The following is a 14,059-nucleotide window of genomic DNA, read 5'->3' as shown; positions in this document are numbered from 1 at the left end:
ACAGCACCGGATCGGGATCCGGTCTGCTTTTGTGCGCAACAGGATCTGGCTCAGGAGCTTGGGATTTCAGACCGTGCTCTGCGCGGCCATGAGAAAGCTTTGGCAAATCTGGGTCTGATCGAGATTGACACAGCCGCCAATGGCCGGCGGTCGGGGCGGGCACTCTCCAATGGCCGGCGGTTGGGCATCAATCTGCGTCCGCTCATCGTCCTGCTGCCGCAGCTGATCGCGCTCGACGCGCGGCATCGCGAAGAGGCGCGCAGTTGTCAGGTGCTGCGGCTGGAATGCTCTGCCGCCAAGCGAGACGTGAAGCTGCTACTCGAGAAGTTGCTGATCCTGCGCCCCAGCCATCCGGCACTGGCCGCGCTATTGCAGCGCCGGTCGGCGTGGCCACGCCGCTATGCGGTGCTAGTGGGCTCAGATTGCCTCGCCGCGCATCTGGCAGAGATCCAGCTTCTGCGATCGGAATGCGAGGAATTGCTTCGATATTTGCCAAAACCTTCCGGCAGAGCGGAAGCCCAGCTTCCGGCAATACAAAAGACAACTCCAGAATCTTCTGAATCCTGTAAGGGCGCGGAGACAACGCGGATAACTGACCCAGAACGGGACTGGCAGATCGCGTCGACCGAAGTGGACAAGGCCGCAGACCCGAACCCAACAGCGTGTGGGGCAGGGGCGGAGGATCACAGCCATAACCTCCGGTGGCTGACGCCGCAGGTGCTGCGCGATCTTGCTAGTCCCGATCTTCGCGCGCATCTGGACCTCTTCTGCCCCGATGGTTTGCCGTGCCCGCGCTCGTTCCGCACGGCGGTGTTTCACCTGCTGCCGCATCTTCACATCGGTGAAGAGGTGATGCACGAGGCGGCTGCAGTCTTTGGCGACCTTGCGGCCTGTCTGACTGTGCTGATGATAGATGCCAATCGGGATCATCCGACGCATCCCATCCGGTGCCCCGGTGCGGCCTTGCGACGCTTCACGCAATTGCAGGCTCGAGGTACGTTCAATCTCGCAGGTGCGCTTGTCGGGCTGCGGCATCGGCGAAGGGGCATCTCATGAAGCCGCTGATCGCGGCCATATTCATGGCACTCTTGCCTGCAGTCAGCCACGCACAGGCCCTGAGACCGCAGCCGGTTGCGGAATGCCTGCCGCCAGAGGAGCCGTTTGTGCCCTCGAGCGATGCCGAGTTGCGACATTACGCCAACCTCGTTGCCGCAGACTTCGAGCGCTACTTCAGCGCCATGACGGACTATCTCGCCTGCCTCGACGCCACACGGCTGGCCAGCTTCCAGCGTGCCCACGAGATTTCCCGACAGCATCGCGCCTTTCGCGCCAAGCTCGACCAGCTCGGGCTTGCAGGACAAGCGGCCATCGCGCATCCGCCGATCAGTTCCGAAGGAGATCACCCATGACTCGCAGCCTTGCCAGCAATTTCGCCCTGTTCCTGTTTGCAACATGCGCATCTGCGGGCGCAGCCGACATTGTCGGAATTGCGACAGTCATCGACGGCGATACCATCGAAGTCCATGGTGAACGGATCCGGCTCGCGGGCATTGATGCACCGGAAGCCGCGCAGCTTTGCCAGACACCCAAAGGCCGGCCTTGGCGCTGCGGCCAGCAAGCCGCTCTGGCACTCGCAGGCCACCTCTCGCAACGTATCGTGCACTGCGTGCCGACGGGACGGGATCGATACCGGCGCGTCCTGGCCTATTGCCGTGTCAAAGGCGATGACATTGGTCTTTGGATGGTCTCCTCAGGCCGCGCCGTCGGCTATTACGATCGGGACAAGCGCTATGGAGAGGCCGAGCGCACTGCGGTCCGGCGCAAAATCGGGATCTGGCAGGGGGCCTTCGAGCGACCGCATCTCTGGCGCAAAGCGAGACGCGACGGCGTGAAGTCGCCCAAACAGGGCGTCACAAACTGAGGGACATCACTGGAGGAGGACGGCACGCCATGTCGCAAAACTCGCCCAACCGCGCCAGACGGGTGCCAGAAGCCGGCTTCTTCGTGAAGCCGGTCTACAAAACGAAATCCGGCAAATTGCAGCTCGCGATCTATTTTCAGGCGGCTGCACGAACTGGGCCCGAGGGAGAGACTCTCACGGCGCGTCCGAAACCGTTGCTCATCGCCGCCAACGCGCTCGATGATCCAGACGGCTTTCTGCAGATCGTGGCGGATGTGCTGAATGCCACCTATGCAGAGGGGGAGTTTGCGGGATGAGTTTCTGGGTGGGTTCAGTCATCACCTTACCGGGTGAGATCCCGACGCACTTCGGCTGCTACCGGGAGCGCATCCAGATCGGTATAAATCCCGCCGCTACTGGTGCCCCGGCGTCGCCGCAGCGGTTCGGAGCAAAGGGTCGCTTGTTCCTGCAGCGGCTTGAGCAACTCCCTCAGCGCCCGTCGCGCTTCAGACAACGCGTCCTGATCCTCACATCGCAATCGTGCCCAGCTTTGTGTGTTCGCAACTTTGATTTGTTTCATCTCACCCCCTGATCGGATGGACGAACAACAGAACGGCACTTCTGTTCCTAGGAAATGCGGCGGCTAGAGAAGGCAACGCCGTCGTTGCATCATGGCGCAGCGTCGTGAGTATTTAGATCTCTGTCGTATTCTAAAGTGACGCAGCCCGTGCTGACGGTACACCTCCGGGTGTCAGGACGCGGATAGCCTCGACCGCCTCCTGAGCTGGCTTGATACAACACAGCCTGCCTCGACGCAGATATATAGTGAGGCTGACGCCCTTGCGCTTAGAACCCTGCGAGTGCCCCGCCATCGACAGCTATGGTTTGCCCTGTAATATAGGTGGCGGCATCCGATGCGAGGAACACACTGGTCCATCCCACGTCCTCGACCTCACCGATGCGTCCCATCTGAATGCGGCCAAGCGCCTTGGCCTTCCGCGCCGGATCCGCCCCCGTCGCCCCACGATAAAGCGGCGTATCGATCCAGCCGGGCGCGATGCCGTTCACCCGGACGTTCTGACCGGCGAATTCCGCAGACAGCGCGCGCACTGCGCCGAGAATGGCAGTTTTCGCAACCGAGTAGCCCATCACATAAGGCAGGCCCATATAAGAAGCCATCGATGCGGTGAAGATCACCGAACCGCCGCCGGTGGTAGCCTGACGCGCAATGAACGGGCGCGAGAACTCAAGCGAGCCGCGCAGATGCACGTCCACCACTGCGTCGATATCTTGGTATGTCGTCTCCAGATACGGCTTTCGGATCGTATTGCCGGCATTGTTTACCAGAATATCGACCTTGCCGTGACGTTCCAGAATACCTTCTGCAGCCGCTTTCAGCGATGCGATATCCGACAGGTCGACGGTTTCGATCCTGGCACCCGGGATTCGACTTGCCGCTGCTTCCAGCACATCCTTGCGGCGACCGACGAGGATGACCTCGGCGCCAGCGGCGGCCATTGCCGCAGCCATGGCTTCGCCCAGACCCGAGCCACCGCCTGTCACCAGCGCGCGCTTGCCTTCCAGACTGAAGGCTTTTTTGAAACTGTCGCTCATAGTGCCACCATCACTTTCAGATTGTCGCGATTTTCTGTCCAATAGGGGAAGGCCTGATCCGCCTCGGCAAACGGAAAGGTCTTGGAAATCAGCAGGTCGGCGGCATCTCCGATGGTTTCAAGATGCGCGATGACATCTTGAAAGTCCGTCATAGTCGCATTGCGCGACCCAAGAATATCCAGTTCCTTGAGGTTGAAATACGCGGTGTCGTAGCTCACCGGCGCTTTGGAGTAGCCAACATAGACCACCCGCCCCGCATAACCTGCCAGCGTGATGCATTGCGTAAAGGTGGCGGGGGTGCCGACAGCTTCGAACACGACATCGGCACCAAGATCCGCTGTCAGCTCGGAAACTGCCTTCTCGACGTCGTGGGTGGTCGGGTTCAGCGTCGCCTCGGCGCCAAATTTGCGCGCAAGGTCGAGTTTTTCCGCAGACATGTCCACCGCGATGACCCGCGCGCCGCGGGCAACGCATCCAATCAGCACGCCCATGCCGATCATGCCGCAGCCCAGAACGACGACGGTATCCTCTTCGGCGACTTGGCCGCGCGCGACCGCATGAAATCCCACCGCCAAGGGCTCGACCAGCGCAAGATGCTGTGGTGCCAGCGTGTCGTTCAGAATGACCTTTTCCATTGGCACGACAATTTCACGCGTCAGGCCGCCTTCCTGTTGCACGCCCAGCGTTTTGTTGTAGCGGCAGGCGTTCAGGCGGCCTTTCCGGCAGGACGCGCACGCGCCGCAATTGGTGTAGGGCACAACGACCACGCGACGGTCCGGTGCGTATTCGGCGGGCACATCGCTTCCGACCTCAATGATTTCTCCACCGATCTCGTGACCGGGAACGCGGGGCAGGGTGACCAAAGGATTAAACCCGCGATAGGAATTGAAGTCCGTACCGCATAGCCCGACATGGCGCACCCGGATGCGGACGTCGCGGGCACCCATGTCCGGTTCGGAGATCTCTCCGATCACGGTGTGGCCTTCCTTCTCGATGATAAGCGCCTTCATGCGAGGCCTCCTGATGTCTATGAATTTTATGTCCGGACGGCGCTCACCGCGATCGGGCCGCATCCTGATAAGCCGAGATGATCGCGCGGGCGCGGGCGCCCACCTCGCCCGCGGATCGCCCGGGGCGATAGAGGTTGGTTCCGATGCCGAATGCCGTGACGCCAGCATCCATGAAGCTGACGAAGTTATCCTCACCGACCCCGCCCACGGCGGCAATTGTCGTCGATGGCGGCAGAATGGCACGGATGGCAGCGATCCCCGCCGGTCCAAGCACGCTGGCCGGGAAGAACTTCAGCGCCGAAGCGCCCAGCCGCACCGCCCGCAACGCTTCCGTCGGTGTCAGCACACCTGGCATCGTCACCATGCCATGGCCGCGCGCCGCCGACATCACATCTTCGTCGATGTTCGGGGACACCAACAGCCTGCCGCCGACATCGTGAAGTGCCGCAACATCCTCGACACGGATGACCGTGCCCGCACCGATCAGCGCATCAGCAGGCGCCAGCTTTGCGGCAAGTTCGATTGATCGGAATGCATCGGGCGAGTTGAGCGGAACTTCAATCGCGCGGATACCGGACTCGAGGAGTTCCTGCACCACAGGTTCGATTTCTTCGGGACGAATGCCGCGCAGGATTGCGACAATGGGCAGGGGGAGAGTTGGAAAATTCATCGGTTCACGGATTTCCAGGTTTCAGGGCCAGATACGGGTGGCTGCGGCGTGCAACCCGCGCAAGGTCGCTGCATCCGCGTCTTCGATGAGGAAAGGCAGGTCGAGCGCGTCGCAGGCCTTGCCGTAAAGATCGGCCAATCCGCCTGTGGACAGGATCCGCACAGGCTGTTGTTGCGATGCACCGGCTAAACCCGAGGCCAGTTCGGCGCCGATCAGGATGCCGGAAATACGGGCTTTCGCGCCATCGGCACTCGCGCCGAACAACAGCTGTCGACCGCGGATTTCGAACAACCGGCTTGACCATGCTGCCGGCGTTTCGAAAATCTCTCGAACACCCGCCGTAAACGCCGCGTGGTCCGTGGGACCAGTCGCGCCCTCTACGGCGTGCTTGAGTAGCGTGGCTGATGTCAGCGCCTGAAAAAGCTCACCGGTCATATGGGTCGAGAATGACGTGAGGGTGCTGCCGTCCATCCGGGCCCACTTGGAATGGGTGCCGGGCATGACGACGACAGATGCCACATCGTGAGCGAGCAAGCCCAGCAACTGGGTTTCCTCACCACGAATGACGTCGGGGTGCTGCGGATCGCGCTGAGCGACGCCAGGAAGAATTCGGATATCGCGCGTGGGATGGGCGACAGGGGTGGCGCGGTCCGCCAAGTGATGAAGCGGGGCCGGGCAGTCGATATAACCGGCCTCCACCCAACCTTGGCGTGCCCCTGCCATGCCGCAAACGACTACATTCAGATCGTTCGGCGCGGCCATATCGGCAAGGTGCGCGTCAAGGATATTGCCGAAGCCATTGTCGCGCGCATGCGTCATGCCTTCGCCGCTACGACGCTCGGCGATGACCTCGCCCTTGGCACCGCAGAGCCAGATCCTGAAGCTGCTGGTGCCCCAATCGACGGCGGCAAAGCGTGGCGCTATTCCATTCGTCATGGGTTCGATCCTGCAGATTTCGCTCACGTCACCACCGCAAGCTGCCAAGGCACGAACTCGTCCTGTCCATAACCATGCAACTCGCTTTTTGAGGCTTGGCCCGAGGCACAGGACAGCATCCGCTCGAAGATGACCCGACCCAATTCTTCGATGGTGGTGCTGCCTTCAAGGATGACGCCACAATCGATGTCCATATCGTCTTCCTGCCGCCGCCAGGTCGCCGAGTTGGTGGCCAGCTTCAGGGACGGGGAGGGCATGCATCCAAAGGCGGATCCGCGTCCGGTCGTAAAGCAGATCAGATTTGCCCCGGACGCGACCTGACCGGTTGCCGAGATCGGATCGAACCCCGGCGAGTCCATGAAGACCATGCCATGTTCCGTCACCAGCTCGGCGTATTCGTAGACTTCCATGAGGTTCGTCGTGCCGGCTTTGGCGACCGCGCCCAAGGATTTCTCAAGGATCGTCGTCAACCCGCCGGCTTTGTTGCCAGCTGAGGGGTTGTTGTTCATCTCGGCACCATTCTTGGCGCAGTAGTCTTTCCACCAGTCGATCCGTGAGATCAACTTGTCGGCCACTTGCGCCGATGCTGCGCGTCGGGTCAGCAGGTGTTCGGCGCCGTAAACCTCCGGCGTTTCCGACAGGATCGCCGTGCCGCCGTTTTTCACCAGCAGGTCAACGGCCGCGCCAAGAGCCGGATTGGCAGAGATGCCGGAATAGCCGTCCGAGCCGCCGCATTGCAGTCCGACGGTCAGATAAGACGCGGGCACCGACTCACGCTTGATATCGTTCAGCTTTGGCAGCATCGACTTGACCAGATCGATGCCTTGGCGAACAGCGTTCGTGGTGCCGCCGACATCCTGAATGGTGTAGCTGTGAAGCGTGGCGCTTTCGCTCAGGCCGCGCGAGGCCAGGATGTCGCCGATCTGATTGGCCTCGCAGCCCAGCCCGACAAAGATCACCGCGCTGAAGTTCGGATGCACGGCATAGCCCGAAAGCGTGCGGCGAATGATGGCCATGCCTTCGCTTTTGACGTCGATGCCGCAACCAAAACCATGCGTCAGCGCAACGACGCCATCGATATTGGGGTAATCCTCCAGCGCTTCCGGGCGAAGATCGCGCCGAAAATGCTCGGCGATGGCACGCGCGACCCGGGCCGAGCAGTTCACGCTGGTCATGATGCCGATATAGTTGCGGGTGGCGACGCGGCCATCGGGCCGCCTGATGCCCATGAATGTCGCTGGCGTCTCTTCGAACTGCGTCGGCAGAGCATCCACGCCAACAGCATAGTCGTTTTCGACATCGGCCATCATAACGTTCTGGACATGCACATGCTGGCCCGCGCGGACCGGCTGGGTGGCCAATCCGATCACTTGATTATAGCGCCGGATCGGCCCGTTGGCCGGAATGTCACGTGTGGCGATCTTGTGGCCTGCCGGGATCGGCTCAAGGACCGGCAGCGCCTCTGTCTCGATGTGCGAACCTGCGGCCAGCGGCTCGAGGGCGATAACGACGTCGTCGTCGGGATGCAGCCGGATTGTTTTAGCTTTCATCGCGATATTTCCTGTATCTTTGGGTCTCGAGCGTCGTCACCGCCCATTCCTTGCTTATGCGTCGGGGATCACATCGGGCAGTTTGGCGTGGTGGAAGGTCTCGTAGATGCCGTTCAGCTTGCCGTTCGCGAGGTTCTCGGTGACCCAAGTATCCAGCCAGGCCTTCAGCTCGGGCTCGTTCTTGCGCAGACCGACGGCCAGCGGATAGGTCCGCAGCACGAATTGCGGCTCGATCTTCCGCGACGGATTTGCTTCGTTGATCGGCACCAGCAGGGACTGCGCGACGACATAGACATCCTGCTGACCGCTCAGCACGGCGTTTGTCGTCATGGCATTGTCGTCGTAACGCACGATGGATGCGTCGACGTTGTCAGCCTTCAGCGCGTCAGTGATCAGGCTGTCGTTCGTGGATGCGCGGGTAACCGCGACCTGACGACCTGCAAGATCGGCCGGCCCCGAAAGCGCCAGTCCGCCGGTGGTGGCAACTACGACTTCGCTGACCGCGTAGGGTTTGGAGAAATCGACCTGTTTCTTGCGCTCCTCGGTGATCGAGAAACTCGCGACCACAACATCGACCTTGCCGGTCATCAGAAACGGGATGCGGTTGGCCGGTGCCACCGTCACGACGTTGAGTTTGACGCCGAGACCCTCGGCGAGTGCCTTGGCGGTCTCGACATCAGAGCCGACCTGCTTCATCGATCCGTCGACCATGCCGAATGGCGCCTGGCCAAGATCAATACCCACGTTGATCGCGCCGCGTTCGCGGATGTCGCCGAGGGTATCTGCTGATGCACCTGCTGCCGCGACAAGGCCAACAGCGGTCAGAGCCGCAAGCGTGAGATTGCGAATATTCATGTGTTCCTCCCATGAGTTTCAGAAATTGCGGGCGCCCGGAGCCGGACGCCGGCTGATCTAGAGGCCGTTGCCCACGAACTGGCGCAGTTCCGGCGTCTGGGGTGCGGACAATATCTCGCCGTCGCCTTCCTCCCAGACCTTGCCCTGGTGCATGAAGATGACCTTGTCCCCAACGCCTTTGGCGAAAGCCATTTCATGGGTCACAAGCACCATCGTCATTCCGTCTTTGGCGAGGTTTTCCATGACCTTCAGCACCTCACCGGTCAGCTCCGGATCAAGCGCCGAGGTGACTTCGTCAAACAGCATGAGTTTGGGCTGCATGGCGAGCGATCGCGCGATCGCGACGCGTTGCTGCTGTCCGCCCGAAAGTTGTTCGGGATATGCGTCGAACTTTTCGGCGAGACCCACCTTACCTAGGACTTCTGCAGCTAGATCCTTGGCTTCGGCTTTCGACTGCTTTCTCACCCACTTCGGTGCCAGCATGATGTTCTGCCCGACCGTCAGATGCGGAAACAAGTTGTAGCTCTGAAAGACGATCCCCACGTCCAGATGGAGGGCGCGTAGCTGAGCCTTGGTGACGTTCTGATGCAGATGGTGATTGCACACCGTGATCTCGCCCCCATTGATCTTTTCCAACCCGTTCATACAGCGCAGCGCGGTGCTTTTCCCGGAGCCGGATCGGCCGATGATCGCGACGACACTGCCCTGGGCGACATCGAACGAGACACCTTGCAGGACGTTCAGGCTGCCGAAGCTTTTGGAGACCTTGTTCAGTTTAACGATGGGCGACATTGAGTTTGTCCTCCAGTTTGCGGCTCCACCAGGCCAGCGGGTAGCACATGCAGAAGTAGAGCACGGCGACCAGGCTGAAGACGGTGAATGGCTGGAACGTCGAGTTGTTGATGAGCTTGCTGGTATAGGTCAGTTCGGCCACGCCGATGACCGAGGCGAGCGAGGTGTTTTTCACGATCTGAACCATGAAGCCGACGGTCGGTGGCGTAGAAATCCGCAGGCCCTGCGGCACGATGATCAGCCAGAAGCGCTGAAACGGATGGAGTGCAAGGCACTCTGCCGCCTCCCACTGGGTCTTCGGCACCGCGAGAATGCCACCGCGCCAGATTTCCCCGAAGTAAGCGCTTGAATAGATGACCATGGCGGCGCTTGCAGCGGTGAAGGGCTCGATGCTGAAACCAAGAATGGACAGGCCGAAGAAGGCCAGCATCATCTGCACGAGCAGAGGGGTGCCCTGAACGATCTGGATATAAGTAAAGGAAATCGCGCGAAGCACCCGGTTGGCGGAGACCCGCATGACTGCGATAAGGAGACCAACGGCACCGCCAAGGCTGAAGGCGATGAGCGACAGGCCAGCCGTCCAAAGCGCCGCAACGAGGAGTGCCTGTATCTGAAAACTTGTGAGCATGGGGTCCCTCTTACAGCGGCGTGCCGAGACGGCGCAGGCGGGGGAAGACCAGCTGCGACAGGGCCCAGAAACCGATGCGGAAAACGAAGGCCAGCGCGATATAGATCACCGCAATGACGGTGTAGATCTCGAACGACCGGAAGGTCATTGAGTCGATGCGAACCGCGGTCGAGGTCAGTTCTTCGGCCGAGATCTGCGACACAAGGCTGGTTGCCAGCATGATGAGGATGAACTGGCTGACGAGGGCAGGGTAGACCCGCTCGGTTGCCGGCGGCAAGACGATCAGGAAAAGCCGCTGCCACCAGCTCATCGCGAGGCAGTCGGAAGCTTCGAGTTGTCCCTTCTTGATGGACTCGATGCCGGCCCGCATGATCTCGCAGGTATAGGAACTGACGTTGATGACGATCGCCAGGACGGCACAGAACTCGGCAGAGAGTTTGAAGCCGATCGAGGCGAGACCGAAGTAAATCATAAACATCTGCACCAGCAGTGGGGTGTTGCGGATGGCTTCGACGTAAATGGCGCAGATCCGGCGAACGGCTTTGCTGTCGGCGGTTCTTCCGACAGCGAGCACCGTGCCGAGCAAAAATCCGAAGATGATCGACAAGATCGACAACTGTGCGGTCTGCATCAGCCCGGACAATAGCTCTGGCCAGTATTCCGCCAGAAAACTGAAATCGAATGTATAGGTCACGCGTCACTGACCTTCTTGATCGGCCGCTCGCTCTGCGCGCTCAGGAACTCTGGCTTTGCCGAAGGACACGTCTCCTTCGGTCCCGGCAGTGCCGGGGTCATTGCTGGCAACGGATACACGGTCGCCTCCCATAATCGATATTGCCCCTGCGTCTCCCGTCGCAGTGCTTAGTTCATATTATGGGAACCAATCCCATGTCAATCAGTGAACACAAATTTCTTTCATATAGTAATACTGTGTGCCATAATATGGGATATTGAAGAGGGAGAGCAGCTTTGGAGAACGATGCCAACAAGGCAGGGACACAGTCCTTATCGCGTGTTTTCAGCGTCTTGGAGGCTGTCCGCAGCCGTCGTAGCGATCTCGCTGCGATTGGGGAATTTGTTGGCACAGGCCGCAGCACCACCCATCGTCTCGTCAGCTTTCTCCTGCAGCATGGCTATCTCCGGCATATCGATGGACGGGGTTACGTGTTGGGGCCGGCCCTGATCAGTCTCGGAAGTTCCGCGCTGGAGCAGATGCCGCTAACAAATTGCGCCAGACCGCATCTCGAACAACTCGCGCGCGACACGGGCGATTCGATCCACCTCAGCATTCGGGAAGGCGACCAAGTCGTCTATGTCGACAAGATCGCCGGCACAAAGGGGTTGGAAATGCGTTCGCGGGTCGGGCTGCAAAAGCCGATCGCCACCACCGGGACCGGCAAGGTGCAGATGTTCGATCTGCCTGAATCCGAATGGCGTAGACTTTACGACTTGGCAGCTCTGGACGCGAGAGGCAACGCGATCGCTCCTCCAGGATTTCTGGAATGGGATCAGTTCCGTGCCAGGATCATGATGTTCCGCGAGCGGGGCTACGCTGTGGAGCGCGAGGAGAACGAGTTGGGCATCTGCTGTGTCGCTGCACCTATTCGTGATGCACGCGGTGCGATCGTGGCCGGCATCAGTGTCGCGAGCTCGGTGCATTACATGTCCGATGAGCGTCTCGAGTCGCTGACGGCGCCGGTGATGCGCTGTGCAAGAGCTATTTCCGAGGGGTTGGGTTATCGTCTGCACCCCTAAAGGCATCGTAATCTGGAGCGACCCAACATGGGCATCGGCGGCATAACACCCGCACATAAACTGAAAATGGCCGCGTGAATTCTAAGGCCAAACCCCGTTAAAACCGGGAGGGTCACCATCGGGCACATCAACGTGGGCAGCCAGCGAGAAAAAACTAGCACGAACTACGATTTGTATCAAAAATCCTGTGGTGATCTGTGGAGTGCCCGTAACCAATCTCGGAACACCGAAGCGGCAAAGCTCCATTACGCGTGGGCAGCAGGTCGATCACCTGCCGCCGTTCCAGGTCGCAGATTATCGTGCCGTAACGCTGACCCTTGCGCCATGCCCAGTCATCGATGCCGATCACACGCGGGGAGTCGGAGGCGCGACCCATCAGGTTCCCCACGCAAGAAGGTGTCTTTGCTTGCCGGCACCTGAAGGCGCCTGGCGAGCGCCTGAACAGGTCGTCCGCCGAGGGCAAGACAGAGGTGACGCAGAATCCTGCATCCGCGCAGTGCGTCGCATATGCGGTCGGATGACGCCGGGCAGGTACCGTTCGACGAAAATCCGGGCCGGACAGCCGGGCGCACGACAGCGGAGGCGACGAACCTGAAAGACGATTTCCACAGCTCTACCATGTGCAGGAACATCGGCCGGGCGACGTCGATACCGGCTGTGAAGATGGTCTGAAATGCTCCCGCAGTGTGGACAGGCAGCCGCGGCAGCCGAAGAGCGGGCATGGATACAGATCGTTTTACCATCGAGTTCGATCTGATCCGCCGTAAGCCCTGCTGGAAGAAAATCTCGGCGTGAAAACCATGGCGCCATCGGTAACCTCCTTGGAAGAGGGCTTAAATGTAGCAAGGCTGAAAAATAACTGCACCGAAGCTGAGCCAGACCCAAGACTGCATGCCGATAGGGGGTCAGCTGTCCACGCCGATTGACAGTACACGAGGTACGACCTCATCCGCGGCCGGCGAGCGCGGACGAAGGCAGCATCCTCCAGCGCGTGACGGTGTGGTCGTCTACGGCGGAACCTTTGGCGAAAATCACAGCTCTTATGAGCGGAAATCGAGGCGGATAAGTTCCCTGTTGCCGGGGTTGCAGGCCCTTGCGCCGACGGCGAGGGCCTCCCTTATCTCCCACGCTATCGGTCCCAAAAATGCAGGATGGCTAGTTGGTGCTCTCCAGCCTGCAAGTCTAGGTGGGAACGTGACATCATCAGTTTCCGAGATGATACCGACACGTAGCTCATCGGATGTCGATGGGCGCGCAGCAAACAACGTTCGCGTTATGTGATCTTTATCAACGGAAAGACGCTCTGCCCTTGATGGTTTATCCCGGTCTTGAGGATAAGATTTATGCGTAGACCAAGAGAACCGGTTCGCACCGGATCTGGAGCCCGCCGTTCTGCTCCCGCCGATCGCCCCGGAACCGGCGTCCGGGTCTATCTAGCCTGCGGCCTGACCGACATGCGCAGCCGATAGCGCGCCGGGTGGACAAATCGGCAGTGGAGGCTAGCTTCAGTCTTGTGTGTCTTGGTGGCCACGCCGCCCCACTGCATCAGGCAGATTGGCAGCGGGGGCACTAAACACCGGCTGCGAATTGCTCGCGGTCCGAGTGTCTGATACTCACGGACATGCCCGTCTTTACTTGGTCGTTCAGGGGGGCTGCCCCTGGCTAGATTGCCGTCCGGCCAGGGGTCCAAATGCCCGGAGGATCGGGCTAAGGAGCGCGCATCCAAGCGACACGCACCGTCACCGCTTACATCCTGACCTGCCACCATTGGTCGTCTACTCCCCCATCGAGGAACCGCCGAAGTGGCTGGCGTTCTACCGCCGCCAGCAGGAGCTATCGCCGAAATGGGTGCGTCGCGACGGCGAGATCGTGCGCGAGTTAGAGGCGTTGCAGATCTCGTAGACCGTCTGGAATCACCCATGCGCTGGCGAGGCTGGATAAGCAGATGAGTTGAACAGTGACTATGGTTGTCCAACCCCACTATGACTTAGCAGGTCTATAGGGGAGCTAGGCCCCGGATCGGACTGCAAACCACGCCCCGGGGGCTGCCTCCTACAGTTTGCCATATTCACGAGATCGTGATATCTGAAGGCCTCTCGTCTGCAGGTTTCGCTGCTATGGGAGAGGCCCCCGGGGAGGAGCTCGGCCGCTCGGGGGCCGCCGTTTGGAACCTGACCAATTTGCCAGCTACACGTTACGCGGGCTCGGGTGTATCACACCTACGGCAGCACGTAGCTGACCCTTGAAGGTCTAACTGCTTGTAATTTTTCTGATTTCCGAAGTTCCCTAATCACCGGGCGGCGCTCATGTTGAGTGTCGCCCGTTGTGTTTTTCGGTCCGGATTTAACC

The 14,059-nt window shown here is 60.2% G+C and carries 15 protein-coding genes and 1 pseudogene; 5 read left to right on the top strand and 11 right to left on the bottom strand.

Annotated elements, in window-relative coordinates:
• The 4 genes from FN835_RS18805 to FN835_RS18790 form a co-directional block, all read left to right on the top strand.
• A partial coding sequence (locus tag FN835_RS18805; protein ID WP_142664779.1) for a helix-turn-helix domain-containing protein occupies positions 1-1,056 on the top strand: 1,056 nt, incomplete at its 5' end.
• Positions 1,053-1,409, top strand: coding sequence for a hypothetical protein (locus tag FN835_RS18800; RefSeq protein ID WP_142664778.1), 357 nt, complete (start codon positions 1,053-1,055; stop codon positions 1,407-1,409). The genes FN835_RS18805 and FN835_RS18800, both read left to right, overlap by 4 nt.
• Positions 1,406-1,921 carry a thermonuclease family protein gene (locus tag FN835_RS18795; protein ID WP_142664777.1) on the top strand — a complete coding sequence of 172 codons (516 nt, stop codon included), beginning with the start codon at positions 1,406-1,408 and terminating at the stop codon, positions 1,919-1,921. Before FN835_RS18800 ends, FN835_RS18795 begins: the two co-directional genes overlap by 4 nt.
• 29 nt (positions 1,922-1,950) lie before the next feature.
• Positions 1,951-2,217, top strand: coding sequence for a hypothetical protein (locus FN835_RS18790; RefSeq protein WP_142664776.1), 267 nt, complete (start codon positions 1,951-1,953; stop codon positions 2,215-2,217).
• 26 nt (positions 2,218-2,243) lie between these two features.
• Here the strand turns inward: FN835_RS18790 and FN835_RS18785 are convergent, their stop codons facing one another.
• The 10 genes from FN835_RS18785 to FN835_RS18740 form a co-directional block, all read right to left on the bottom strand.
• Positions 2,244-2,480 carry a hypothetical protein gene (locus FN835_RS18785; RefSeq protein ID WP_142664775.1) on the bottom strand — a complete coding sequence of 79 codons (237 nt, stop codon included), beginning with the start codon at positions 2,478-2,480 and terminating at the stop codon, positions 2,244-2,246.
• Positions 2,481-2,746: 266 nt separating this feature from the next.
• The gene (locus tag FN835_RS18780) at positions 2,747-3,514 is read right to left on the bottom strand and encodes an SDR family NAD(P)-dependent oxidoreductase (RefSeq protein WP_142664774.1); all 768 of its coding nucleotides are present in this window, start codon (positions 3,512-3,514) and stop codon (positions 2,747-2,749) included.
• Positions 3,511-4,524: a zinc-binding alcohol dehydrogenase family protein gene (locus FN835_RS18775; RefSeq protein WP_142664773.1), complete on the bottom strand. Its 1,014-nt coding sequence runs from the start codon at positions 4,522-4,524 to the stop codon at positions 3,511-3,513. The genes FN835_RS18780 and FN835_RS18775 overlap by 4 nt, the downstream gene beginning before the upstream one ends.
• A 43-nt stretch (positions 4,525-4,567) precedes the next feature.
• On the bottom strand, positions 4,568-5,194 hold the full coding sequence (locus FN835_RS18770) for a 2-dehydro-3-deoxy-6-phosphogalactonate aldolase (RefSeq protein WP_142664772.1): 627 nt from the start codon (positions 5,192-5,194) through the stop codon (positions 4,568-4,570).
• Positions 5,195-5,215: 21 nt separating this feature from the next.
• Positions 5,216-6,130 carry a 2-dehydro-3-deoxygalactonokinase gene (locus FN835_RS18765; RefSeq protein WP_142664771.1) on the bottom strand — a complete coding sequence of 305 codons (915 nt, stop codon included), beginning with the start codon at positions 6,128-6,130 and terminating at the stop codon, positions 5,216-5,218.
• Positions 6,131-6,153: 23 nt separating this feature from the next.
• Positions 6,154-7,680 carry a UxaA family hydrolase gene (locus FN835_RS18760; RefSeq protein ID WP_142664770.1) on the bottom strand — a complete coding sequence of 509 codons (1,527 nt, stop codon included), beginning with the start codon at positions 7,678-7,680 and terminating at the stop codon, positions 6,154-6,156.
• Between the two features lie 54 nt (positions 7,681-7,734).
• Entirely contained in the window at positions 7,735-8,535 is an 801-nt protein-coding gene (locus tag FN835_RS18755; protein ID WP_142664769.1) for a transporter substrate-binding domain-containing protein, read from the bottom strand.
• A 57-nt stretch (positions 8,536-8,592) separates the two neighbouring features.
• The gene (locus FN835_RS18750; protein WP_142664768.1) at positions 8,593-9,327 is read right to left on the bottom strand and encodes an amino acid ABC transporter ATP-binding protein; all 735 of its coding nucleotides are present in this window, start codon (positions 9,325-9,327) and stop codon (positions 8,593-8,595) included.
• Positions 9,311-9,955, bottom strand: coding sequence for an amino acid ABC transporter permease (locus FN835_RS18745; RefSeq protein ID WP_142664767.1), 645 nt, complete (start codon positions 9,953-9,955; stop codon positions 9,311-9,313). The genes FN835_RS18750 and FN835_RS18745 overlap by 17 nt, the downstream gene beginning before the upstream one ends.
• A 10-nt stretch (positions 9,956-9,965) precedes the next feature.
• Positions 9,966-10,649 (bottom strand): amino acid ABC transporter permease, encoded by a 684-nt coding sequence (locus FN835_RS18740; RefSeq protein WP_142664766.1) that lies wholly within the window; start codon positions 10,647-10,649, stop codon positions 9,966-9,968.
• Positions 10,650-10,924: 275 nt separating this feature from the next.
• Here FN835_RS18740 and FN835_RS18735 point away from each other — a divergent pair, with 275 nt between their 5' ends.
• Complete coding sequence (locus tag FN835_RS18735; protein WP_142664765.1) at positions 10,925-11,710, top strand: IclR family transcriptional regulator; 786 nt, start codon at positions 10,925-10,927, stop codon at positions 11,708-11,710.
• A gap of 238 nt (positions 11,711-11,948) precedes the next feature.
• On the opposite strand, the pseudogene FN835_RS18730 reads toward FN835_RS18735, so the two are convergent.
• A pseudogene (locus FN835_RS18730) lies at positions 11,949-12,520 on the bottom strand (transposase family protein); the annotation flags it as partial.
• Positions 12,521-14,059: the final 1,539 nt, after the last annotated feature.

The sequence above is a fragment of the Paracoccus laeviglucosivorans genome, from assembly GCF_900182695.1.
Lineage (GTDB): Bacteria > Pseudomonadota > Alphaproteobacteria > Rhodobacterales > Rhodobacteraceae > Paracoccus > Paracoccus laeviglucosivorans.
Note: the sequence above shows the minus strand (reverse complement) of the source record. Positions and strands in the feature narration are given on the sequence as shown.